This window comes from Pedobacter sp. B4419 (assembly GCF_059693725.1).
Genome location: NZ_JCASSL010000002.1, coordinates 552,267 through 577,385, shown reverse-complemented (window position 1 = coordinate 577,385; position 25,119 = coordinate 552,267). Strand labels below are relative to the sequence as shown.

The window sequence follows — 25,119 nt, the reverse complement described above, 5'->3', positions numbered from 1 at the left end:
ACAAGCCTAGGTTTTTGATGTCAATATTGTTGAATAAAAGGACAATTGAACTGCGTAAAACCCGACTAATTATCACTTAGTTGCAGTATCAAATATAATTTCTTGTATGGCAAGCGGTATCAAAAAAATAAGCCTTTTGTTGTTTTTGCTGTCAGTGTTTTTTAGCGCAAAGGCAACAGATTTCGACGTCACCAAATTCGGTGCAATTGGTGATGGCCTAACGCTAAATTCCCAGGCTATTCAAAAGGCCATAGATGCCTGTCACCAAAGCGGTGGCGGCAAAGTCATTATTCCGGCAGGCAAATTCTTATCTGGTACCATCGCGCTCAAAGATAAGGTGACCCTCTCCCTACAAAAGGATGCGGTATTATTGGGTAGTATCGATTTAAAAGATTATCAGAATCTAGATCCCTTTACCGAAGGTTTGGGCATTGATGTAGGCTGGGCCTTGTTGGTGGCGGTTGATGCGAAAAATATCGGTATCGAAGGCGAAGGAACAATAGATGGGCAAGGCTCGGCCATCAAGGCTAAACATATTTTGACCGATACACGTCCAGAAGGCGAGCGTTGGGGCTTGAGGCCTTTTTTAGTACGCATTGTGCGTTGTACCGGCGTAACCGTGCGTGGCGTGACTTTGAAATATGCCGGTGCCTGGACTTCCCATTATTTTCAAAGCAAACAGATTTTAATCGAAAATGTAAAAATCGAAAGTGTTGGGGTTGCCCATAACGATGGGATTGGGATTGATGGTTGCCAACAAGTGCGCATTAAGGATTGCGATGTAATTAGTGGCGATGATGCCTTGGTATTCAAAACCACATCAAGGCTAATGGCCTGCAAAGATATTGAAGTAAGTGGATTGAAACTAAAAAGCAATCAGGCGGGTATCAAAATAGGTACAGAATCCATTGCCGATTTCGAAAACATCAAAATTACCAATTGCCATATTTACGATACTAAAAACGGAGGGATCAAACTCTTAACGGTTGATGGTGCCCATATCAGAAATGTATTGATCAGTGACATAACAATGGACGAAGTGAGAACGCCGATGCTGTTTCGTCTGGGCTCGAGGCTCAATGTATTCCGCAAAAATACCGAAACGAAAAAACCTACCGGAACTTTCGAAAACGTAACGATTAAAAACGTGAAAGCCAAGGCAGCCGACAATGCGCAGCTGACGCCACCATCGGGGATCTTGATTACAGGTGTTTCGGGTCACGACATCACCAACTTAACTTTAGAAAACATTGAAATTACCTTAGCTGGTGGTGGTACAGCAGAAGATTCGCGCAAGGTAGTGCCAGAGGCGATAGACCAATATCCGGAAGTGAAGACATTTGGACCAAAAATTCCGGCTTATGGCATTTGGGCACGTCATGTGAAAGGCCTCAAACTCATCAACGTCAAATTTAACTTAGCAAGCAACGATTTACGCCCAGCCTTGGTTTGTGACGATGGCAAGGCGCTAACCGTAAGCAATTGGAATTTGCCAGCAATCACAGGTGCCGAAGCCATTATCCGTTTAGAAAACGTGGTGGGTGCAAACATCAAGGATATAGCTGTAAAGGGTGACGCACAAGCTTTGGTGAGGATTGAAGGAGCCACTAGCAAAAGCATCAAGGTGACCAGCAATAAGGCATCAGCAATTAAAAAAAGAGCTAGAATTTGCATCAAACGCTAAGCCCAACTAATTACCACATCGCTATGAAAAGACATTTTAAACTATTGCTTTTATTATCCCTGCTCCAATTTAATGGCTTTGCACAAACCATGGATCAGATGTGGGACAGTAGCGTTGCGGGCAAGGAAAATCCAAACCTCAAATGGTTTAAGGAAGCCAAATTTGGTCTTTTTATCCACTGGGGATTGTATTCGAAGTTAGCTGGTGAGTATAAGAGCAAACGTTATTATGGCAGTGGCGAATGGATCATGAACCAAGGCAAAATTCCTGTAGCCGAATACGAAAAAGTGGCTTCAACCTTTAATCCAACCGGTTTTAATGCTGAAGAATGGTCGCAATTGGCGCAAGATGCGGGAATCAAATATATGGTGATCACCGCCAAGCACCACGAGGGTTTTGCCATGTACAACTCTAAAGTGAGCAATTTTAACATTGTAGCGGCTACGCCCTATCAAAAAGACCCCATGAAGGCATTGGCCGAAGCGAACCAAAAGCGGGGCATCCATTTCGGCTTTTATTATTCGCAGTTTCAAGATTGGCATGAACCCAATGGTGGCGGAAACGGCTGGGACTTTGTAAACGACAAGAAAGATTATCAAGCCTATTACAAGGAAAAGGCAATTCCGCAACTCAAAGAACTCTTAACAAATTACGGTCCTTTGGGCATCGTTTGGTTTGATACACCTGGCGGAATGACCAAAGCACAAACCCAAGACTTTGTAAACGAATTAAGGGTATTGCAACCCAAAACATTATTTAGCAGCAGGGTAGGCCAGGGTTTGGGCGACTACAAAGACTTTGGCGATTCGGAAGTGCCAACCACTCCGATCAAAGGTGCTTGGGAATCGATTTATACGCATAACGATTCTTGGGGCTACATTAAGCACGATATGAACTTTAAGAGCAGCAGGGAAATTATCCAGTTGTTGGCCAATGTGGCTTCGAAAGGTGGTAACCTGATGCTCAATGTGGGGCCAGATGGCGAAGGTAAAATACCCGAATATTCGATTAAATTTCTGCAGCAAACGGGCAAATGGCTCAAAGCAAACGGCGAAAGTATTTACGCCACTACTTACGGATTAATTCCGGCACAGCCATGGGGCGTAAGTACTTCGAAGCCGGGAAAGCAATACCTGCATGTAACGACTAGGCCAAAAAACGGTAAATTATTGCTCCCGAATTTTAACGCAAGCATTCAAAAAGTTTATGCTTTGGCCAATCGTAAAGCTTTAACTTTTAAAAAGATTGGCAACGAGGTATGGATTGACCTGCCCGCATTTGATCAAGATGCGGTTAACACTGTGTTTGTGGTCGAATACACAGGCACGATTCCCGAATATGACCTGCAAACACCCATCACCGTATCTGCTCAGTTTGATCAAAATACAATTGATGCTGTTTTTGCCAAAGTGAATGGAAACGGCAAAACCACTTCTTTAACCTATAGCCACTATTTCGGCGATTGGAAACACACCACCTGTGTAACCAATATGAAAGACAGTACCGATCAAGCTGTTTTTACCATTAAAGTAGCCGAAGCGGGCGACTATCATGTCATTGCCGAATACAATTGCCCACAAGAAAGTGCCAAGCTGGAAGGAAGCTTAAGTATCAACAACCAGGATTTTTTGTTTCGGACTTTGCGCACATCAGAATTTGATAAAAGCGCACCGCTCATGTTCATCAAACACACGATAGCCACTACCACCTTTACAAAACCCGGAGTTTATAGCATCGTTATACATCCGCTACAAAATGGCAAAGAGCTCTTTAAGTTGAAATCCATTATCCTCGAACCTGTAAAATAAGATGAAGAAATTTACCACCACACTATTGATTTGCCTATTTTTTGCAATTGTCGCAAAGTCGCAAACACTAAAAGACGCCATGCAGCCTGCCGTAAAAAACGGAGGTTTTAAAATGGAGGGCTATATTTTATGGTGCCCATCGGTAATCAAAGTTGGAGATACCTACCATATGTTTGCCTCTCGCTGGCCAGAAAAATATGGTTTGGGTGGCTGGACAACCTATTCGGAGATTGTAAGGGCAAGCTCAAAAAACCTGTATGGACCTTACGAATTTAAAGAGGTGGTGATCCAAAAAAGACCCGATTTCTGGGACAATGACCGGGCGCATAACCCAAAAATCGTAAAGGCTGGCGATACCTTTGTGCTGTATTACATTTCATCGGCCAATGAAACAGGCTACGCCTATAGTAAATCGATTACGGGCCCTTGGACAAGGATAGACAAACTGGCCATGCCTTTTTCTAATCCGGCACCTTTGGCTAAAAAAGATGGCAGTATTTATGTTTTTGGTAGAAAATCGGTTGATAACATCCGCATTGCCCAAGCGTACAAGGCGCCTGCTTTTAATGGTGAGTATCAATTAGTGAGTGATCAATATAATTTGTTGCCCGGTAAAAACCAATTGGAAGATCCAACCATTTGGTGGGCCAAAAACCAATACAATGTCATCTTGAGCGATTTTAGGGGCGATGCCACAGGCACAGGTAAAAACGGAGCACAATATGCCTCTAAAGATGGCATCAATTATACTTTGGTCTCAAAAGAATCGGTGTATACCAAAACGGTAAGCTATGACGATGGAACGGAGCAAACTTTTAGAAGAAGAGAAAGGCCGTTTGTTTTTGTGAACGAGAAAGAACAAGTTACTGCCTTTTTTACTTCTTGCCTAAGCCAGGCTAAAGACGGGAGCGAAAAATCGTGGATCGAGGTTAATCCGGTTAAAAACTATGTGCCTGTAGCACTCAAATAGAACTGAAAAGATGAGAAATCCCAACCTAGATGAAACTACCTTTTCGAGAAGGAAATGGCTGAAAAATGCAGCTGTTCCTGCAGTGGCCGCTATCGGTGCAAGCTTTATTGGCCAAAGCGTCCAAGCAAAAGAAACCGATATTGCAGAAGACCAATTGCTTGGTGCCAAAGTTTATAACATCAGGGATTTTGGTGCTAAAGGCGATGGACAAACCTTAAATACTTTAGCCATACAAACTGCCATAGATTTATGCCACAAAGAAAATGGCGGAACGGTAATGGTGCCTGCAGGAGATTTTGTAATCGGTACCATCGAACTTAAAAGCAATGTGACCCTACACCTGGCTAATCAGGGCAGGTTATTGGGCAGTGCGAAAAAGGAAGATTATTCGGGCGGAAAAGATGTGCCGGCTGGCAATGGAAACATCGTAATGATCTACGCAGCCAATGCCGTTAATGTGAGCATCCAAGGTAGGGGAACGATTGATGGCAATGGAACAGCCTTTTTTACCGGGCAAGGCGATAATACCGGCCCCAACTCGCAAGGCGGGGGCTATTTCGATAGGCCACACTTATTGATTTTTTACAAGTGCTACAACCTCTTGTTGCGCGATTCGTTTTACACCAAAAGCGCCTACCATTGCTTCAGGATTTTAAATTGCGAGCAGGTAAATATCGATGGCGTAAAAATTTATAACCGCGTAAACAAAAACAACGACGGTTTCCACTTCAACAACTGCAAATATGTACACATTGTTAATTCAGATGTACGTTGCCAAGACGATGCCTGTGCCTTATTTGGGAGCAATCAATTTGTAACCGTAACCAATTGCTCTTTCAGTACCCGATGGTCTATTTTTAGGTTTGGCAGTGGCGATGCCCAAAACATCAGCATCTCTAATTGCCTGATTTACGAAACCTATGGCTGTCCGATAAAAATAAGCGCAGGTAATGCGAGATTAGAAAACCTTACTTTCTCCAATATCATTATGCGCAATGTAACGGGGCCAATTGGTATCGGATTTAGTGGATCGGCAAAAAGAGGCCCCAATGATAAGACCCCTGCAACAACACAGCCAATCTTTGTAAGAAATATTGTTTTCAATGGTATTCGGGCCACAGTGGTACCTGTTCCCATTAATCACCCAGATATTCCTTTCGACGTAAAAGTGTATCCTGGAGAACATTTCAGTTGTATTACCTTAAATGCGTTGGGCAATAATTTCATCGAAAATGTAAGCTTTACCGATGTGCATGTGAGCTACGCTGGTGGTGGCTCTGTAGCCTTGGCCGCAAAAAAAGAGATCCCCCAAACGGCACAAGAATATTTTACGGTTTGGGATCCTGAACCTTCCGGTCCGCCAGCTTATGGCCTGTATGCCCGAAACGTGAAAGGCTTAACGCTTCAAAATGTGCGCTTGGAGTATGAGCAGCCAGATGCCCGACCAGCCATTATTTTTGATAACGTACAAGATTGCAGCATCACGGGCCTCGCCGTAAAAGGGAGCCCAACTGCCGATTGTACCTTCAAATTGATCAGTGCCAAAGAGGTATTGATTTCCTCGGCAAGACTGTTAAGTCCTGCAAAGGCATTTTTAAAACTAGTAGGGAGTGCCAATTCAGATTTAACACTAGATGGCGGTGATGTAAGAAAAGCCACAAAAGCCGTTGTTTTTGAAAATGGAGCAAACTTAAAAGCCATTAAGATCAGAGCGTAGCTATCGTTTTACCATAAGTTAACAGACAAGGGTTTTCCTGAAAAGGATTGCCCTTTTTATTTTTAAAGATTATTGGTGAATGGTAAAATCAATTAATAATCAGTCAATTGGCTTGATTTTTTATGGCCATTTTAAAGCTAGCTTTAGTAAAACAGAGCGGCCGAAAATCTTTAAAAGAGTAGGAGAAACTAATGCTTGCGCCTATAGAAACATCCATTTAATCATCCCCAAAAGGACAGAAATTTAACCTGTTTAAGTCGATGTCCATTGCAACCTCACGTTTAACGTGATTAAAAACCAACAATATCTTCAAACCTAATTTAACTTAATTGATGATGAAAAAGCTATTCCTAGTTTTATTCCTATCCTTTGCCTGCTCAAGCATCTATGCACAGGTAAAAGCCAACCAGCCGAGTGATGTAAAATACGCCAATGGCGATTCTTATGGATTTTATATTGAAGAAGTAGCCGATGCAGTGTCGTACACTTGGTCTGTTGAAGGCCCCGCTCAAGCCACTGTTTGGCCAGCTTGGGATACGGCCGTCGATCTTACCTTTTCGCATGCCGGTTATTGCATACTGAAATGTACCGTGGCCAAGAGTACAGGCCCAGATGAAGAATTTACCCTTTACATCGATGTTTACGATCCCGAAGAATAAAAAAGGCTGCCTTAAATAGGCAGCCTTTTTTGCAGATTAGATTTGCAATCCAATTATTTCGAAGCCCTCACCGCCTTAACCTGTGCTGCCGTGATTGCACTGGCCTTATTGCCAAAACCATTGCGTACAAAGCTCAGTACATCAGCCACTTCTTGGTCGCTCAAATGCCCTAATGCTGGCATTGGGTTGGCATAGCTCTCGCCATCTATTTCAATTTCTTTGTTCAATCCTTTTAAGATGATATTGATCAATCTTTTTTGATCGCCCAAAACGTAATCGGTTTTAATGAGGGGTGGATTTAAACCCATCACGCCTCCGCCATCAGCCTGGTGGCAAACGAGGCAATGCTTGTTGTATAGCAATTTGCCTTTAGCCAAAGATGGCCCCGCACTTGTAGGGGCAGTGGTTTTGGCTGGAGTTGTTTTCTTGGTTTGCGCATGTAAACTGATCGATAAACCGATCAACAAAAAAGCCATGCAGTATATCTTCTTCATAAAATCTATTTCTTAGCGGTATATCCAATTCTATAAACTGTGCCTTTCACGTCGTCGGTAACGTATAAAGAGCCATCTGGGCCTTGGGCCAATCCACAGGGCCTGTGCACGGCCTCTCTAGGAACCATTACGGCATCCATTCCAGAAAAACCATCTGCAAATACTTCCCATTTGCCACTGGGTTTTCCATTGGCAAAAGGAACAAAAACCACAAAATAGCCGGCTTGTTTTTCAGGCGCCCTGTTCCACGAACCATGGAAAGCAACAAAAGCTCCGTTTTTATACCTGGCTGGAAACATATTGCCTGTATAAAACAACAAGGCATTAGGCGCCATGTGCGCAGGGAAGTCAACTATCGGATCGATATAATCCTTGCTGCCTTCTTTTTTTCCGTCGCCACCGTATTCTGGAGCCAGGATCTTTTTATGCTGAAAAGAATCATAATAGGTGTATGGCCAACCTGCATTATCGCCTTTTTTAACCCTATACATTACCTCGGCAGGAGTTTCGGCCGATTGTTTTTCGGTAAAAAGCTTAGGCCATGAAGAATTTAAATTATCCCTGCCATGTTGCATGACGTAAAGCGTATTATCTTCGGTGTTCCAATCCAAGCCCATTACGTTTCTGATACCAGTTGCATACCTTATGCCATTGTTGTACGATTGGTTCAATTGGCTGGCCTTGAATTGCCAAATTCCGCCAGCCGAATCCAATATTGGACAACCTGCTTTGCCTTTTGATTCCAGTCCACGGTCGTTTTCTTGACACGAATTGGTAGGCGCACCAATATTTACATAAATGTTGTCTTCGTTATCCAATACAATGGATTTGGTTTGATGCTGTTTGCCTGCCAATAAGCCGGTAATGATTTTCTCAGGGTTTGCCGGATCGATCACCTGTTCGTTGGCATCGAGCTTGTAGCGAAATACTTCCTTGTCAGATGAGGCGTAGAGGTAACCGTTTTTAATGGTAATGCCGGTGCCACCGTAATTGCCAAACGAAGTTTGTACCTCATACTTGCCGTCTTTATCCTTATCCTGAAGAAACAAAATGCCTTTTCCGTTTACTACTTTCATCAGTTTGATATAAACGCTGCCGTCTTTGGTTACCACGATATGTCTGGCCTTGCCCAAGTTGTCTATCACTTTATTGGCCCCAAAACCAGTCGGCAATTTTAGCCCGGCATTATCGGCATCGGCTTTGAATGGCGTAATTTCCTCCCCATGCCTGTACATAAAGGCGCATAATGAGCCCACCAATAAAAAACTGGCGATGGAGAGTGGAATGATTGTTTTCTTTCTCATTTGATTTATTTATTAGCTATTTTTTAATACTTCCTATAAAAACATCTCTGTTGGCTACATCCAAAGTATTGTCGCCAGCTTCTGTAATCATTAATTTAATGGCCGGATTGGCATTGGTTATGGTATGCACCCGATCTACTTTTTGGCCTACATCAATAGTACTTTCCAATTTCCAGCTTTGGCCGCCATTGGTAGTGGCATAAACTTTTATGAAGTTATCAGATGGTTTGTAAACCCTAAAAGAATCTGCACCAAATTTTTCTAATTCTCTCGGATCTCTTAAATCCCGCACACTGTTGCCTGGGCTTTCGATATTGGTGAAGATCCATTTGCTGCCATTCCATGTGGCAGAGCTTGGTCCGCCACCAATCTGATTATCGAAATAGATAAGTGGCAAGCCATTGTCACGGTAATGAACCGACACCTGCAGGCCTGCCAAATGCCCGGTCTCTGGAATTCCAGTATCCAATACCTGGCAAAATTCATCCAGTTCCTTGGCATCAATGGTTGGGCCTAAGTCTTTGCCCTGTATATTATAAAGATGGTCGTTGGTTGGATCGAGGTAGGCGTAATAAACATTTCTGCCATAAGTAGCGTGGGCATGTTTGCCGATTTTTTCTCCAGCAATTGTCCATGCCAGATGGATTTTGGCTTTCTTGCCATTCATGGCGGGTTGGTAGGTTACCTTTCCGTTATACACTTCGCACATGTTGTCTGTAGTTCTGGGAAAAGGATCGATAGCCATTTGCCTAGACCAGGTTTTTCCATTATCGGTCGATTTAACGAATTGATAAGGCCTGTCATCAGAATAGCCCTTGGTTTGGCGGGTTTCTCTATAAAAAACATAAAAATTACCTTCTGTAGTAATTATTGGTGCCGGATAGGAAGCTTTTTCGGCCAAGGAAATAAACTGGTCCTGCCAAGTTCCGTCAATACTAAGCGGATTAGGCGAAACCGTCATTTTTAAGGTAGAGTTATGGCAACCATAAAAAACATAGATGCGGTTATCGCGTCCTTTTAGCATGCCTGGATAGTTGTGCTTGTCTACAAATGGAGAGGTGCCCACCACTTTATTGTCGCTCCACATCTTTTTGGTATGATCATAAGCCTTTATAATGGCTGTGCTTTTGGCGCCCATCCAAGTCATAAAAGTTTTGTTCGCTTTTTGATCATAAAAGCCAATGGAGATCGGCCGTTGGTCTGATCTGATGTTTGCATCCTCGCTAATTTTAGCCACCGCATACGTTTGCTGACTGTTTGCATTTTTGATGCTTGCTATACATAAACCTAATATAACAAAGTGTTTAATAGAGATCTGCTTCAAGATTGAAATATTTAAATGTATTTCAAAGCTAGCTGATGGCAGAAATCATAATTGCAGATTTTTGGCTTTTTATACAATTATTTTGGCATCAGATTAAAATAAATAGCGCCTATTGCCCTGTTGGCGAGCCAAAATTGATGACAAAAAGTTCACATTTTTGACATTGTTGCCAATTGTAGGATCGCTTTAAGAAATGTCACAATTATAGCATCAAGGCCTATTTTTATGAAAACAAGGGCGAAGAACAATTGTCTTTTTGGCCATCACTTTTTTGGCCGACTGTCAACTTTTTAAGCATGTTTAGATTGAAATCTATTTCGAGCATGTTAAAATAGCTTACTAAAACGCTAAAAATACTCACTAAAGCAAGGTTATAATTCCTTTCTATTGTAATACCAAATATAAACTATCATGACACTAAATCTGAGCGGTCTGCAAATTCATGCAGTCCAAAATCGACATCCTACGTGAATGAATTTTGAGCAGCCTTAAAACAATTCAAACATTCAAACAAAATATTCACTATATGGACAAGACAATTACTAAATTATTTAATCATAGCATTTGGAGAACACTGGTTTTCCTGATGGCTATGTCTCCATTTGCTTCTTTGGCTCAAACCATTACGGTTACGGGTACGGTAAAAGAAGTTTCTGGAGAACCAATTCCTGGGGTAGGCGTTAAGCTAAAAGACGGAACTGCTACCACGGTAACAGACAATACCGGTAAGTTTACCATTAAGGTGCCAGATTCGAAATCAGTACTTATTTTCACCTTTATTGGCTACAATGCCTACGAAGAACAGGTAGGCAACAGAAAAGAACTGGCTATCGTATTAAAGGAAAATGTAGGCTCGTTAACCGAAGTAGTAGTACAAGGTTATGGTGGCTTTGCCAAGAAATCTGATTTAACCGGTGCCACCGTATCTATTAATGCTACACAAATTGCCGAACGTCAGCCAACCAATATTTTCGATGCCATACAAGGACAGGCTTCAGGGGTATTGGTAGTTAACGATAATGGCGAACCTGGAGCCGAAGGTACCATCCAAATTCGTGGTGCTTCTACATTCAGCTCATCGGGTAACAACCCTTTATACGTAGTAGACGGAGTAATTACCGATGGTATCTCTAACATCAACCCGAATGATATCCAGAATATCGAAATCTTAAAAGATGCGGCTTCTACTTCTATCTACGGATCGAGGGCAGCCAACGGCGTAATTTTGGTAACCACGAAAAGAGGACAAGCCGGCAAGCCTCGTATCGATGTTTCCTACGGACTTAAAATGGGTAACATTGCCCACACCATCCAACAGGCCAACTCAAAAGACTTGCGCTTGTGGAGACAAATCCAGAACAACAACAACCCAAGCTCGGGCAGCAACACCGATTCCTTAAACGTAGCCTATAATGCAGATAACTATTTAGAAGAGATGCTGTTGGGCAATACCGCTTGGTTAAACGATGTGAAATTGGGGGTGAGTGGTGGTCAGAAAGGATTGACTTATTACTCGAGTTTGAACTATTTGGATGACCGTGGAAGCGTATTGAACACTTGGGCCAAGCGTTTGCAGGGCAGAATGAACATCGATTTTCAGGTGGCTCCCAAATTGAGAAACACCGCCAACATTACTTTTAACTGGAACAAGCGATCGACCTGGAGTACGGGTGGCTCTTTAAATCCGGTATTTGATAGGCCTAACAACTTAAGGATTTACCTGCCCGACGGCAGCTTAACAAGTTATACGTCGACCAAGCGTAACCCTATTGCGAATGCCTTGCTCGAAACCAATATTACCGATGGCTATGCTGCTTCGTTTACTGATATCCTCGAGTATAAAATCATCGACGATTTGAGGTTCACGACCACGGCAAGTGCTTCTTTGAGCAATACCAACAACAAATACTTCCAGCCACAGTTCTTAGACGATAACGGAAACGAGAACAGGGGATCACAAAGTTCAGGCATCAATTTTAACTGGACAGTACAGTCGTTCTTTAACTACGATAAAACCATTGGCAAAGACCATAGGTTCAATGCAACCTTAGGGGTAGAGGCTTCGAAAAACAATTCAAGATCATTGAAGTTTCAGGCCTTGCCAGGCTCATTCGTAAACGAGAATGTAACCAACTTTAACTTAAGTAATATCGATATCAGAAATAGCAATACTGGCGGTGGCGGTAACTCTTTGGCCTCATTGATCGGTCGTTTGGGCTATAATTTTAAGGGTCGCTACATCGTGAATGGTACCTACAGAAGAGACGGATCGTCTAAATTCGGTCCAGATAATAAGTGGGGCGATTTCCTGTCGGGATCATTGGCATGGCGTTTATCAGACGAGAAATTCATGTCGTGGGCCAAAGGAAAAGTGCTGAACGATGCCAAAATCAGGGTGAGTATAGGTGCGCAGGGTAACAATGGTATCGGCGATAACGAAGATGCCACTTTGGTGAGCTTCGGCGATGTGAGCTATTTGGGCAATGCGGGTGCAGTAATTTCAAACAGGTTGGGTAATCCCGAAATCCAATGGGAAAACACCATCCAAACCAATATCGGAACAGATATCAGCTTGTTTGGCGGAAGATTACTTTTGGTAATGGACTATTACCATAAAGCCACCAACAAGTTGTTGATGGATAACTTGTTGCCTAAAGAAACGGGTTTCCAAACCGTACGTGTAAACGCAGGCGATTTGTATACCAACGGGGCCGAATTCTCTATTTCTGGAACACCGGTTTCGAAGCCTAATTTTACCTGGTTCGTCAACGCAAACATCTCTTTTGAACAAGGTAGGGTGAAGTCTTTATTTAAGGATGAGCCTTTTATCACCGGATCGAGGTATTTGATTAAGCCGGGAGGTCGTTTGGGCGATTTTTATGGCTATAAGCAATTGGGCATTTATAGGTGGACTGCATCTAATGCCTATTCATCAGATTGGACAAGGTTAGAACCGGTAAACGTTGCTCCCGACGGCCAAACTGCTGAATATTATACGCTAAACGGACGCCGTTATACTGGTACGATCCAAAAACTAAGCGGACCAGCAGGTTTTCTTAAGGGTGGCGATACCGAATGGGATAACGTAAACAAAGATGGGGTGATTGACGATGCCGACCGCCAGGTAATTGGCAATGCAACACCAGATTTTTATTTGGGTCTTTCGAACACCTTTAGCTATAAGAGATTTTCTTTAAACGTAATGCTGAACGCAACTATTGGCGGACAAATCTACAATGCATTCAAAGAGAACTTCTCTACTTTCGGATCAACTAACGGAACTGCATTTCCAGAAGCGATTTATGGGGCATGGAGAAAAGAAGGCGATATTGCCATCTATCCTTATTTCCCTACCAAAGACAACAACGGAAACCAGAAAAGAGGGGTAAACAGCTATTATATTGAAGATGGCTCTTTTGTAAGGCTATCAAGCGCCAGGTTAAACTATTCTTTTCAGCCGGCCTTAGTCAATAGATTCATGCTGAAATCGCTATCGGTATTTGTTTATGGAACCAACTTGTTAACCTGGACAAACTACTCGGGTTTCGATCCAGAATTTAGCAACAGCAACCCATTAACGCCTTCAACCGACGGAGGTCAATATCCTAAGCGTAGGGAATTTGGTTTTGGTATTAACATTAGCTTATAATTATTTATGAAAAAGATATTCGGTATCGCTTTGCTAGCAACAATGATCACGCTAGGAAGTTGCAAGAAATTTTTAGAAATCCCACCTGTAACAGCTATCAGGGCAGAAAATTTTTATCAATCGGCTAAAGATATGACTGGTGCCATGGCTTCGCTATATGGCAACTTTCAGCAGGCCATGGTGGGCGAGTCTCAAGCTAACAACAAGTATACGATGTGGGGCGAGGCGCGATCAGACAATTATGAAAGAGGGGGCAACTCTAACGCTACCTATGCAGAGTTGCAGCTGAATGGCTTAACAGCTGGCAATCCTTTTGCAGATTGGTCTAGTATGTATAAGGTAATCAACATTGCCAATTTAAACATTAAATATATTCCGGGCATTGCCAATACAGAGCTCAATAAAAGCCTGATTACGCCATTGATCATCACTGACAATGTTGCGCAAAGCAGGGCCCTAAGAGCAGTTGCCTATTTTTATATCGTTCGTACTTGGGGCGATGCGCCAATCAAGTTGGTGCCTTTTGAAGATGCTACGAAAGATGCAAGACAGGGCAGAGATCCGGTTGACAAAATCTTTGACGAGGTAATCATCCCTGATTTGGTTTTTGCCTATAACAATGTAGACAATGCCAATTACAGCGTTTTTAAATTCGGCCGGGCCGCAGCCTGCGCAACCTTGGTTGATGTGTACATGTGGCGCAAGGATTATGCGAATGCCATTAAATGGTTCGGTTTGTTGGGTGCCACAAAAGCTCCTGCAAAGGCAACTTATGGCGGAAATGCGATTACAGATTTGGAGCCAACTGCCAACTGGAACAAAATGTTTTATGATCCATCAAACAGTATCGAAGCCATTTGGAATATCCACTGGAATACCACTACCAACGGCTGTCCATGTATGGCAGGTGTAACTGCTACGCCAAACAATACTCCTTTGGTAATCGATTATGGTATTTTTTACGATTGGCCATTGAAATATCCAACAGATATCAGGCATCGTGCCACCTACGATATTGCCAAAACCGATGCCAGAGACAGGGTTTGGAAGTTTTATAAAGGAACAGGAACTTTAGGTACCGCTGGCTATACGGTGTTGGCTGCCGATAGGGATGTAAACAACTCTACCGTTTATATTTCGATGTATAGGCTTGCAGATATGTATTTATTATATGCTGAAGCTTTGAATAAAACTGGCGACAGAACCAATGCCCTTAAATACTTGAATTTTATCCGTACCAGAGCAAACATTCCAGTATACACGGTAAACAGTCCAGAGGTTTCGGTTACGCCAGGCGTATTAGATCCAACGAAGTTAGAAGACGCCATTATCCAAGAAAGACAGTATGAGCTTTTTGCCGAGGGTAAAAGATGGTTCGATTTGGTGCGTACCGATAGGGTAATCCAGGTAATGGATCCAATTATCAAGGCACGCCAAGTAAGGGCTGGTGTATTGCCTGCCGAGGCAACTGGTTTTGGTACCGATAAGCGCAAATACCTATGGCCAATCAATAGGAATGTGATGAACTCCAATTCGCTATTGAAACAAAATCAACCCTATACTGACTAAGAAATTGATATCATGAACATGAAAAAAATATTTAATAGACTGATGGTAATGTTAGGCCTTAGTTTATTTATCACAGGCTGTAGCGTGTTTGGCTTAGATCTCCAAGAAGATTACGATTACAAAAAATCGCTCTTAGAAGAGAATGTGAATATGACCGCATGGGCCTACCTGAAAAAGAGAGCCGATGGCAATAATCCGAACGATACCGTTTTTAGATGGATGAAAAAAGCAATCGACTATTCTGGAATTGATACCCTCGAGTACACCAAACCAAATAGAACCTATATTTTTCTACATAACGAAGCCATCAGAAGGGTTAACGGTTCGCAGGTATTGCAAAACAACTGCTTCTTTTACGACTTCCCGATCATCAGTAAAAATCCAGATGGGTCAATCATTTTTACCACGCCTACCTCAGGCATTCCGGTAACGACTACGCCTACCAAAAGCTGGAAAGATTACGACAAGGAAACAGTTAAAAAGTACCTGTTGTACCTCATTGGTGTAGGAGAATATAATTACAGCAACTTAACCCAGGCCGAAGTAACGGTTCAATCGCTGTTGCAGCCTGGTAATGTGGCTACCAAAGAGTCGAGGTTAGGTTACATGATTACGCCTTCAACGGTTCCGGGCTTTACCACGGCAAGTACGGGCACACCAGCGGTATTCGGTTTCGATTATGTTGGTGCAAATGGAAAGGGCTTTGATCCTGAAGGTAAATTTACCCTCAAACTATCAAATACAGCCGATTCTAAGTTGTTTATTAATGGAGGACTGATTGTAAGATCTTCTAATTACAGGGCAACCAATGGAACCATCCACGTTTGGGGTGTTACCGTTCGTCCATCTAGATAATTCATTTTAACCGTATATATGATGAAAAAACTTTTATTTCTGCTCGTTATCCTCATGGCTAGCCATGGGGTATGGGCTCAAGAAACGCAATTTGGGGTTAAAATGGGAATCAACTTTCCATCGCTCCAGCCAAGAACGGGCTTTAGTCCAGGGTCTGAATATAAAATAAGTGCTAAATTTTTGGTGGGTGGCTTTGCCAATATCAAAATCGGAAAGTCGACCACTTTACAACCGGGCCTATCGTTTTCGGTGAAGGGAAATAAATCGGTTGAGCAACAGAACAGCATTTCATTCGGCTATCCTGTTCCTTACACTACCGAGCGCAACCTCAATATCTATTACTTAGAGCTTCCGATTAACGTACTTTACAACAAAGAGCTCAGTCTCGGAACCGCCTATGCAGGTGGTGGCGCCTATGCAGCCTATGCCATTAGTGGCAGGATCAGGTCTATCAACAAAAGAAATACCTACATAAAGAGGGGCAGCGCAGAGCGAATAGAGTTTGGCGAACAGCCCGAGCAGCTAGACAAGGCCGATTACGGCTTGAATGCGGTAGTAGGCTTTAGGTTAAAAAACAAAATTGATCTTAGCCTTAACTATGGTTTCGGCTTGGCTAATATCAGCAATAACCCTGCTTTCAAATCGCACAACAGAAATTTAGGCATCGCGTTAGGCTATATCTTCTAAATGATGCAATCTTGCATAAAGGCCTCCCGTTCCGGTTTATATCGAGACGGGAGCCTTTTTATGAACCACCCAACTATTTTTTATTAATTTTCAGTCCCATTTTTCAAGATGTTCAAAAGGCTTTTATTTTCTGTTTTAGGATTAGGATGCAGCTTGCTAAGCTATGCCCAGGGACAAAAAACCGATGCTACGCTAAAACTGTGGTATGCTAGTCCTGCCGCCAATTGGAATGAAGCATTGCCCATAGGAAATGGCCGATTGGGTGCCATGGTATTTGGCAACCCCGCCAAAGAACAATTGCAACTGAATGAAGAAACGGTATGGTCTGGGGGACCGAATCAAAACATTACCTCCGAATCTGGAACTGCAATTCCCGAATTGAGAAAATTGATTTTTGAAGGAAAATTTGAAGAAGCACAGGCCATTGCTGATGTGAAAATGTTCCCTAAGAAGAACAGCGGCATGGTTTACCAAACCGTAGGCGATTTGTTTCTGCAATTTGATGGGCATGAAAAAGCAACAAATTATTACCGAGACTTAAATATAGAAAAAGCCTTGGCTACGGTAACTTATGAGCTCAATGGCGTAAAATACAAACGGGAAATATTTTCTTCTTTTACAGATCAAGTGTTGATCATCAGGCTAACTGCCAACAAACCCGGCCAAATTTCTTTTGCCACCTCGATGGTTTCGCCACAAAAAAGCGAACAAAAAATAAATAAGGGCAAGCTGATCCTAAACGGAATTACTTCTGATCACGAAGGAGAAAAAGGACAAATCAAATTCGAGGCACAAATAAAAGTACTGCAACAAGGTGGAACGCTTAGCGCAAAAAATGGAACTTACGAAGTTAAGAATGCCAATGTTGCTACCGTTTACGTCTCTATTGCCACCAATTTTAAGAAGTACAATGACATCAGCGTCAATGCTTCGGCAAAAGCAGACAAGTTTTTAGATCAAGCTCTATTAAAAAACTATGATTTAGCCTTAAAGGAACATATTCAGTTTTATCAGCAATATTTTAATCGGGTAAAATTGCAATTAGGTAAGGCTGCTGCGGTAAACAAGCCAACCGACCAAAGAATTTTAGCATTCGCCAAATCAAATGATGCGAATCTGGCCACACTTTACTTTCAGTATGGCAGGTATTTGCTGATTTCTAGCTCACAACCGGGAACACAACCCGCTACCTTGCAGGGGATTTGGAACGATAAATTGCTTCCCCCATGGGATAGCAAATACACGATCAACATCAATACGGAGATGAATTATTGGCCGGCGGAAGTCACCAACTTAAGCGAACTGCACGATCCTTTGTTTAAAATGCTGCAAGATTTGTCAATTACCGGACAGGAAACCGCGAAAGTAATGTATGGTGCCAAAGGTTGGGTTACCCATCACAATACCGATTTGTTTAGGATCACTGGTCCTGTAGATCGTGTTTTTCCTGGCTTATGGCCAATGGGAGGAAATTGGCTCAGTCAACATTTGTGGGATCATTACCAATTTACTGGCGATAAGAACTTTTTGAAAACTTATTACCCCATCCTCAAAAGCGCCTGCGAATTTTACCTGGATATTTTGCAGGAAGAACCTTCGCACAAATGGCTGGTGGTAGTGCCATCGGTTTCGCCAGAGAATACTTATGTAGAAGGCAAAAGAGTATCTATTTCAGCAGGCACCACAATGGATAACCAATTGCTGTTTGATTTGTTCAGCAAGACCAAACGGGCTGGCGAACTCTTGAACCTCGATGCCGACTTTAGAAGAAAACTGAGCCTTACCATAGACCGATTGGCACCGATGCAAATTGGCAAACACAGTCAGTTGCAAGAATGGCTAACCGATTTGGATAGGGTAGACGACAAGCACAGGCATGTATCGCATTTGTATGGCGTGTATCCGAGTAACCAGATTTCGCCAAACCGCACACCCGAATTATTCGATGCCGCCAAAACCTCATTAATTTACCGTGGCGATCCGGCTACAGGTTGGTCAATGGGCTGGAAGGTAAATTTATGGGCCAGGTTTTTAGATGGCAATCATGCCTACAAACTCATTACAGACCAGTTGCGTTTGGTGGGAAGCAGGCTAGATACCGTAAACGTAAAAGGTGGCGGTACTTATCCCAATATGCTCGATGCGCATCCGCCATTTCAAATTGATGGAAATTTTGGCTGTACGGCAGGCATAGCCGAAATGCTATTGCAATCGCATGACGGTGCAATATACCTTTTACCTGCGCTGCCAGATGTATGGGCAGATGGAGAAATCAGCGGTTTAATTGCGCGGGGAGGTTTTGAAGTCGCCATTACCTGGAAAAACAAAAAGATTACGCAACTTAAAATCAAATCCAAACTGGGTGGCAATTGCAGGTTGCGCTTAAACGATAACCAAATTGATAAAAGCAGGATCTCGCTTACATTAGCCAAAAACAAGAATCCGAATACTTTTTATGAAATGCCCCAGGTTAAAGCACCATTGATTTCGCCTTTAGCCAAGTTGAACATGGTGGTTATTCCCAAATCAACCGACTATGATTTGTCGACCTTAGCGGGCAAAACCTATATCTTTAACTTTTAGCTATGAAGAAATACATTTTCCTTTTCTTAGTTTTTTTTGCGTTCTCGGCAAGTGCTCAGGTAAAAGAGCCTTTAAAGTTGTGGTACACAGCCCCGGCAAAAATTTGGGAAGAAGCCTTGGCTTTGGGAAATGGTAAAAATGGCGCTATGGTTTTTGGAAGGGTAAATAAGGAAAGAATTCAGCTCAATAATGCCACGCTTTGGTCGGGCTATCCTGATGCGGGAAACAATCCGAAAGGCGTAGAAGCTTTGCCACAGGTTAGAAAAGCGGTTTTTGAAGGCGATTATGCAAAGGCAGCCACTTTATGGAAGCAAAATTTACAGGGAACCTATTCGGCAAGGTATTTAACCATGGCCGATCTCTTTCTTGATTTCGGATTAAATGATTCGACCGCTGCCAACTACAATCGAACACTGGATCTAAATACGGCTGTTCATACCGTAACCTACAACATCAAGGGAATCAATTACAAGCGGGAAACTTTGGTGAGTTACCCAGATCGCGTACTAGCCATAAGAATTACTGCCGACCATAAAAATGCAATCAGTTTTACCACCAGTTTGACCAGTAAATTGCGCTATCAAACCACTGCTGTTCAGTTCAATTACCTTGTTTTAAAAGGAAAGGCGCCAAAACATGTGGCACATCGGGCCAGTGAAGCGCAGCAAATTGTGTACGACGAGAAAGAGGGGATGAACTTTGAAGTGCACCTGAAACTTAAGAACGAAGGTGGAAATGTGAAAGCTATTGGTCATGATATCAAAGTTTCAAGAGCAAATGCGGTGACCATTTACCTAACAAGCGGCACCAGTTTCAATGGTTTTGATCGATCACCTGGCTTGGCAGGAATAGATCCCTCAATTGAGGCTAAGGCCAATTTGAAAAATGCGGAAGTTAAATCTTTCGCAACCTTAAAAACTGCACACTTGGCCGATTATCAAAAACTCTTCAATCGAGTGAGTTTTAACCTCCAGGCAGATCCGGCACTGATTAAATTGCCTACCAATATCCGTTTATCCAGGCAGGGGCAAAACGGAAATGACCAAGGCCTGCAAACACTTTATTATCAGTTTGGCCGTTACTTGATGATTGCCAGTTCGAGGCAGGGAGGACAGGCAACCAACCTACAAGGAATTTGGAACGATGCCGTACAGCCACCATGGGGAAGCAATTATACCGTAAATGCCAATACGCAAATGAATTATTGGCTGGCCGAAAATACCAATCTTTCAGAGTTGCATCAGCCACTTTTCGATTTTATTGCTCGCTTGGCCAAAAATGGTGCAGTTACGGCCAAGGTCAATTATGGGATCAATCAAGGTTGGGTAGTGCACCACAACAGCGATATTTGGGCAAAAACATCGCCCAGTGGTGGCTATGATTGGGATCCCAAATCTGCAGCCCGATGGTCGGCTTGGCCTATGGGTGGCGCTTGGCTAAGTACCCATTTGTACGAACATTATCTTTTTACAGGCGACAAGGTTTTCTTAAAAGAGAAAAGTTATCCTTTAATGAAAGGCGCGGCCGAATTTATGCTCAATTGGCTGGTGGAAGATAAGAACGGCTATTTGGTAACGAATCCCTCTACTTCGCCAGAAAACGTATTTAATGTCAATGGAAAAGATTACGAGATCAGTATGGGCAGTACCATGGACATGAGCATCATCAAAGAACTCTTTACCGATTGTATAGCATCGGCACAGGTTTTAGGCATAGACAAAGAATTTACAGCCAGGTTAGTCCAAGCGAAAGCAAAACTATATCCTTACCAAATTGGACAATATGGGCAACTGCAAGAATGGTTCAATGATTTAGACAACCCTAAAGATACCCATAGGCATTTATCGCATCTGTTTGGTTTGTATCCTGGGCAACAAATCAATCCTACCCAAACGCCAGAACTTGCGGCTGCGGCCAAGCAATCTCTAATTTATAGGGGCGATGTAAGTACGGGCTGGTCTATGGCTTGGAAAATCAATTGGTGGTCGAGGCTGCAGGATGGAAACCATGCCTTAAAGATTTTAAAAGCAGGCTTGACTTTGATCGATCCGGCCAAAACCGTAGAACCTGCTGTACCAGCTAACCCGCAGGCCCAATTAACCAATGTACAAATGAGTGGTGGCGGTACTTATCCCAATATGTTTGATGCGCATCCGCCATTTCAGATTGATGGCAACTTTGGTGCTACTGCTGGAATAACCGAAATGCTGTTGCAAAGCCAGAATGGAGAGCTGTACTTGTTGCCAGCCTTGCCTAATGAATGGGCAATTGGTTCCATTAACGGAATTAAAGCCAGGGGAAATTTTACGGTAAACATCAGCTGGAGAGACAATCAATTAATCAAGGCAACAATCACCTCCAATGTAGGTGGCAACTGCAGGTTAAGGACAACTATTCCGGTGAAAGTGGTAGAAACACCATCACGTGAGGCTACGGGTGCTAACCCAAATCAGCTCAACAGCCAGCCTAAAGCAGCGGTGTTTAAGAAAAACGGGGATGCTAAACTATTGGAGTTGCCTATTGCCAAAACTTATGTAATTGATTTCAATACAATTAAAGGTCGTTCGTATACCGTTGTGCCGTTATAGGCCTTTGTCATTCCTATCCTTTGTCATTCCGAGGCACGAGGAATCTATTTCACGAATTTCTCCTTAATAGATCCTTCGCTTCGCTCTGGATGACAAATGTTGCTCTGGATGACAAATGCTGTTTTGGATGACAAAATTATTGTAGATTATAAGTGCCATTCTAAGCCTTTTGTCATTCCGAGGCACGAGGAATCTAACTCACGGAATTCTTCTAGTAGATCCTTCGCTTCGCTCTGGATGACAAATATTGTTTTGGATGAGAAGTTGCTTTGTGCAATTTGGACTTGAAGTTTGACATACTTTTCAGTAACTTAAATTATGCGCCATCATAATTACTTTGTATACATCTTAACTAACTTTAATCGTACTGTGTTGTATACAGGTATTACAAATGACCTATCTATCAGGTTGAAGCAACATTTTGAAGGAGAGGACGGTCTGGCATTTACAAAAAGATACAAATGCTATTATTTGATTTATTTTGAACGACATCAGTATGTTAATGATGCGATAGAACGTGAAAAGGAAATCAAAGGCTGGTCTAGGGCAAAAAAAGTAGCGCTGATCAAAGCTGAAAACAAAGACTGGAAGTTTTTGAATGATGAAGTTATTGAGGAATGATCTTTTGTATCAGTTCTTTTGTTATTCCAATCCTTTTTGTCATTCCAGTTTTTTTGTGATTACGAGGCACGAGGAATCTATTTTGCAGAATCCTCCTCAATAGATCCTTCGCTTCGCTCTGGATGACAAGTATCGTTTTGGATGGCAAATCATTCAGACTCTTTTATCATTCCGAGGCACGAAGAATCTAATTTGCAGGGTCCTTCTCAATAGATCCTTCGCTTCGCTCTGGATGACAAATGTTGTTTTGGATGACAAATGCTGTTCTGGATGACAAATGTCATTAGCTGTACTTGATGATAGATTTAGTATTCAACTAAATATCCCTATTATTTTTAATTCATCTTGATCAGATGCCAATTTTGTTGAATAAAGTGCACAGCAGATGGATTGAAAAGAAGCTAAAAATCCTTTACTTGCTTATCGTTATTTTGATCAACCAAATGTATAAACCTGTAACCAAACCTAAACACGCAATACTCTATTGCCTGCTTTTTTTTGCCACGATCTTTAACTCAGAAGCACAAGAAATAGCTTGGACGCAAATAGAACCAGGAGTGTGGAAGGGCGTATTTGGTACGCCAGAAGCCTACGATCTGTTAAAGGCATCAGGTGCCCAGCCCAATCACGAATCACTAGCCAAATTAGGCTCGGTTGCCTTTCCTTTTGCCAACCAGCCCATCATAGCCCAACTGAACGATGGCAAAACCTATTTGCGCATCCCTTTAGATAAAACCGAACAGTTATATGGCTTTGGCCTAAACTTTCAGACGGTACATCAACGCGGCAAAATATTAGAACTCCATGTAGACCATTATGGAGGCAAAGACAATGGCCGAACCCATGCGCCAACTCCTTTTTATGTCTCTTCCAACGGCTATGGTGTTTTCATCAATTCGGCCAGGTACCTCAAAGTGTGGACCGGCACCGGAATGAGAAAAGACAGCAAAAATTTCCCAACACCAAAAGACAGAAACTCAGATAAAACCTGGTCATCTCGCAATAATGGCGATGAAGTAGAAATTTTGGTGCCTGCTGCGGGTGTAGAATTTTATGTTTTCGGCGGTCCAAATACCTTAGATGCGATCAAAAGATATAACCTTTTTAACGGTGGTGGCTATTTGCCTCCTCGCTGGGGACTAGGCTTTACACAGCGCGTAATGACCCGTTCTACGGCTGCAGATGTAGAAAAGGAAGTAAACAGTTTTGAAGAAAAGGGCTATCCGCTTGATTTTGTGGGCTTGGAACCAGGTTGGCAGAGCAAAGCCTATCCAGGTACTTTCTCTTGGGATAAAAACAGGTTTGCCGAGCCTGCCAGTTTTGCCAAAAGCATGTTGGCCAAAGGTATTCGACTTAATCTTTGGATCAACCCATACGTCTCCCCAGATGCCCCATTTTATAAAGAAATCAGGCCTTTAACAGGCTCGCATACCGTTTGGCTGGGGGCCGTTCCAGATTTTACAATGCCCAAAGCCCAAGAACTTTTCTTTGGCCAGCTAAAAAAAGACCAGATAGATATTGGCATCAGTGGCTATAAAATTGACGAGGTTGATGGCTATGATCATTATTTATGGCCTGATGTAGCCACTTTCCCTTCGGGAATTAGCGCCGAACAAATGCGCCAGACCTATGGCCTGTTGATGCAGCGCTACTCTGCGGCCCTATTCAAAAATATGAACAAACGTACATTTGGTTTGGTAAGAGCATCTAACGGCGGGGGAACTTCATTTCCTTATGTAATCTACAACGATTACTATAACCATGAAGATTTTATTACCGCACTCATCAACAGTGGTTTTGCTGGTGTGCTGTGGACCCCCGAAGTTAGGGCTTCCAAAACCGGAGAAGAATGGTTGAGGAGGTTTCAATCCAATGTGTTTTCGCCTATGGCCATGATCAATGCCTGGGCCAGTGGTACCAAACCATGGACTTACCCAGATGTAGAAAAACAGGTAAAAGAGTTTGCACTTTTGAGGATGAAGATGATGCCGTACTGGTATACCGAATTTGCCAAATACCATTTTGAAGGTACACCTCCTTTTAGGGCTATGAATCTGGAAGAAGGCTTTAAACAAGAAATTAAAGTCGAAAAGGCCAATACCAATCTGGAAGAAAATCCTTATGCAGAAGCAACGGCAAAAGAAATCAAAGATCAGTACATGGCAGGAGAATATCTTTTGGTAGCGCCAATGTTTACCGGCCAAACCCAAAGAAAGGTAATTTTGCCAAAAGGCAAGTGGTACGATTTTTACACGGGTGTTTTTGTGGGCGATGGACAGGTGATTACAGTTACACCTGGTTTGGATAAAATACCGGTTTACGTAAAAGACGGTGCGATCATTCCGATGATGCCAGCCTTGCTCCACGCACCAAAACTTGGCGAAAAAGTAGACCTGGAAATCCGCCACTATGGCGAAAAAGCAGGCGAATATAATTTATACGATGATGATGGAGAAACCTTTGATTTTGAAAAAGGGCAGCTGTCGTGGCGAAAAATTAAAGTTGAACGCCTTAAAAACGGACAACTAAAAGGAAGCATCAGCGCTGCGGAAAAAGGAAAGCCAAATACCATTGGCAAGGTAAGTTTTACGTTTATGACCAAATAAG

At 42.6% G+C, this 25,119-nt stretch carries 16 protein-coding genes; 13 read left to right on the top strand and 3 right to left on the bottom strand.

The genetic code is table 11. The features are described 5' to 3' along the window. Positions 1 to 106: 106 nt before the first annotated feature. The 5 genes from AC570H_RS14135 (at position 107) to AC570H_RS14115 (ending at position 6,838) form a co-directional block, all read left to right on the top strand. Positions 107 to 1,684 (top strand): glycoside hydrolase family 28 protein, encoded by a 1,578-nt coding sequence (locus AC570H_RS14135; protein WP_497355884.1) that lies wholly within the window; start codon positions 107 to 109, stop codon positions 1,682 to 1,684. Positions 1,685 to 1,707: 23 nt separating this feature from the next. Beyond that, positions 1,708 to 3,492: an alpha-L-fucosidase gene (locus AC570H_RS14130; protein ID WP_497355882.1), complete on the top strand. Its 1,785-nt coding sequence runs from the start codon at positions 1,708 to 1,710 to the stop codon at positions 3,490 to 3,492. Between the two features lies 1 nt (position 3,493). Next, on the top strand, positions 3,494 to 4,462 hold the full coding sequence (locus AC570H_RS14125; RefSeq protein WP_497355880.1) for a glycoside hydrolase family protein: 969 nt from the start codon (positions 3,494 to 3,496) through the stop codon (positions 4,460 to 4,462). A 10-nt stretch (positions 4,463 to 4,472) separates the two neighbouring features. Then, the gene (locus tag AC570H_RS14120; protein ID WP_497355878.1) at positions 4,473 to 6,179 is read left to right on the top strand and encodes a glycoside hydrolase family 28 protein; all 1,707 of its coding nucleotides are present in this window, start codon (positions 4,473 to 4,475) and stop codon (positions 6,177 to 6,179) included. A 335-nt stretch (positions 6,180 to 6,514) separates the two neighbouring features. Then, positions 6,515 to 6,838 carry a hypothetical protein gene (locus AC570H_RS14115; RefSeq protein ID WP_497355876.1) on the top strand — a complete coding sequence of 108 codons (324 nt, stop codon included), beginning with the start codon at positions 6,515 to 6,517 and terminating at the stop codon, positions 6,836 to 6,838. Between the two features lie 53 nt (positions 6,839 to 6,891). Here the strand turns inward: AC570H_RS14115 and AC570H_RS14110 are convergent, their stop codons facing one another. From AC570H_RS14110 to AC570H_RS14100, 3 genes are read right to left on the bottom strand one after another with little or no spacing between them, the layout of a single operon-like run. Beyond that, the gene (locus tag AC570H_RS14110) at positions 6,892 to 7,332 is read right to left on the bottom strand and encodes a c-type cytochrome (protein WP_497355874.1); all 441 of its coding nucleotides are present in this window, start codon (positions 7,330 to 7,332) and stop codon (positions 6,892 to 6,894) included. A 5-nt stretch (positions 7,333 to 7,337) separates the two neighbouring features. Then, positions 7,338 to 8,636 (bottom strand): PQQ-dependent sugar dehydrogenase, encoded by a 1,299-nt coding sequence (locus AC570H_RS14105; protein WP_497355872.1) that lies wholly within the window; start codon positions 8,634 to 8,636, stop codon positions 7,338 to 7,340. A 16-nt stretch (positions 8,637 to 8,652) separates the two neighbouring features. After that, complete coding sequence (locus tag AC570H_RS14100; RefSeq protein ID WP_497355870.1) at positions 8,653 to 9,960, bottom strand: BNR-4 repeat-containing protein; 1,308 nt, start codon at positions 9,958 to 9,960, stop codon at positions 8,653 to 8,655. Positions 9,961 to 10,486: 526 nt separating this feature from the next. Here AC570H_RS14100 and AC570H_RS14095 point away from each other — a divergent pair. The 8 genes from AC570H_RS14095 (at position 10,487) to AC570H_RS14060 (ending at position 25,118) form a co-directional block, all read left to right on the top strand. Then, complete coding sequence (locus tag AC570H_RS14095; protein ID WP_497355868.1) at positions 10,487 to 13,609, top strand: SusC/RagA family TonB-linked outer membrane protein; 3,123 nt, start codon at positions 10,487 to 10,489, stop codon at positions 13,607 to 13,609. 6 nt (positions 13,610 to 13,615) lie between these two features. After that, positions 13,616 to 15,178: a RagB/SusD family nutrient uptake outer membrane protein gene (locus AC570H_RS14090; protein WP_497355866.1), complete on the top strand. Its 1,563-nt coding sequence runs from the start codon at positions 13,616 to 13,618 to the stop codon at positions 15,176 to 15,178. 18 nt (positions 15,179 to 15,196) lie between these two features. Further along, a complete protein-coding gene (locus AC570H_RS14085; protein WP_497355864.1) occupies positions 15,197 to 16,033 on the top strand; it encodes a hypothetical protein in 837 nt (278 codons plus the stop codon). An 18-nt stretch (positions 16,034 to 16,051) separates the two neighbouring features. Next, positions 16,052 to 16,720 (top strand): outer membrane beta-barrel protein, encoded by a 669-nt coding sequence (locus AC570H_RS14080; protein WP_497355862.1) that lies wholly within the window; start codon positions 16,052 to 16,054, stop codon positions 16,718 to 16,720. A 108-nt stretch (positions 16,721 to 16,828) separates the two neighbouring features. Continuing rightward, positions 16,829 to 19,303, top strand: coding sequence for a glycoside hydrolase family 95 protein (locus tag AC570H_RS14075; protein ID WP_497355860.1), 2,475 nt, complete (start codon positions 16,829 to 16,831; stop codon positions 19,301 to 19,303). A 2-nt stretch (positions 19,304 to 19,305) separates the two neighbouring features. Further along, positions 19,306 to 21,891: a glycoside hydrolase family 95 protein gene (locus AC570H_RS14070; RefSeq protein ID WP_497355858.1), complete on the top strand. Its 2,586-nt coding sequence runs from the start codon at positions 19,306 to 19,308 to the stop codon at positions 21,889 to 21,891. 318 nt (positions 21,892 to 22,209) lie between these two features. Next, complete coding sequence (locus AC570H_RS14065) at positions 22,210 to 22,512, top strand: GIY-YIG nuclease family protein (RefSeq protein WP_497355856.1); 303 nt, start codon at positions 22,210 to 22,212, stop codon at positions 22,510 to 22,512. Between the two features lie 353 nt (positions 22,513 to 22,865). Further along, complete coding sequence (locus AC570H_RS14060; RefSeq protein ID WP_497355854.1) at positions 22,866 to 25,118, top strand: glycoside hydrolase family 31 protein; 2,253 nt, start codon at positions 22,866 to 22,868, stop codon at positions 25,116 to 25,118. Position 25,119 lies beyond the last annotated feature (1 nt).